This window comes from Mycobacterium sp. 1245852.3, from assembly GCF_001669335.1.
Classification (GTDB): Bacteria; Actinomycetota; Actinomycetes; order Mycobacteriales; family Mycobacteriaceae; genus Mycobacterium; species Mycobacterium europaeum_A.
The window spans coordinates 1-902 of sequence record NZ_LZLL01000267.1; the positions used below are offsets into that span (position 1 = coordinate 1).

Here is a 902-nt window from a genome sequence, read left to right on the forward strand (position 1 = left end):
ATTGGTTCGGGTCCTGCTGGGTATACCGCGGCGTTGTATGCGGCGCGGGCGCAGTTGGCGCCGGTGGTGTTTGAGGGGACGTCGTTTGGTGGGGCGTTGATGACGACCACCGAGGTGGAGAATTTCCCGGGTTTTCGCGACGGGATCACGGGCCCGGAGTTGATGGATCAGATGCGTGAGCAGGCGCTGCGCTTTGGGGCCGATCTGCGGATGGAAGACGTCGAATCCGTCTCGTTGCAGGGTCGAATCAAGTCGGTGACCACGGCCGAGGGTGAGACGGTGCGCGCGCGGGCGGTGATCTTGGCCATGGGTGCGGCGGCCCGGTATTTGGGGGTGCCCGGGGAGCAGGAGTTGTTGGGTCGCGGGGTGTCCTCGTGTGCGACCTGTGATGGGTTCTTTTTCAAGGACCAGGACATCGCGGTGATCGGGGGTGGGGACTCGGCGATGGAGGAGGCCACCTTTTTGACCCGCTTTGCCCGCAGTGTGACGTTGGTGCATCGGCGTGCGGAGTTTCGGGCGTCGCGGATCATGCTCGAACGGGCCAAGGCCAACGACAAGATCACCATCCTGACGAACAAGGCGGTCGAGGCCGTTGAGGGTGAGTCCACGGTGACGGGTTTGCGGGTGCGCGACACGCTCAGCGGTGAGGTGTCGACGTTGCCGGTGACCGGGGTGTTCGTGGCCATCGGGCATGACCCGCGTTCGGAGTTGGTGCGTGAGGTGGTCCAGACCGACCCCGACGGTTATGTGCTGGTGCAAGGCCGCACCACGAGTACGTCGATTGAGGGGGTGTTCGCCGCCGGGGACCTGGTGGATCGCACCTACCGCCAAGCCATCACCGCCGCGGGCAGCGGCTGCTCGGCCGCCATCGACGCCGAACGCTGGCTCGCCGACCACGAAGA

The 902-nt window shown here is 65.5% G+C and carries 1 protein-coding gene; it reads left to right on the forward strand.

All coding sequences use genetic code 11. The annotated features are described in order from the left end of the window. On the forward strand, positions 1 to 902 hold a 902-nt coding region (gene trxB / locus A9W96_RS11605), incomplete at both ends, for a thioredoxin-disulfide reductase (protein ID WP_156765203.1).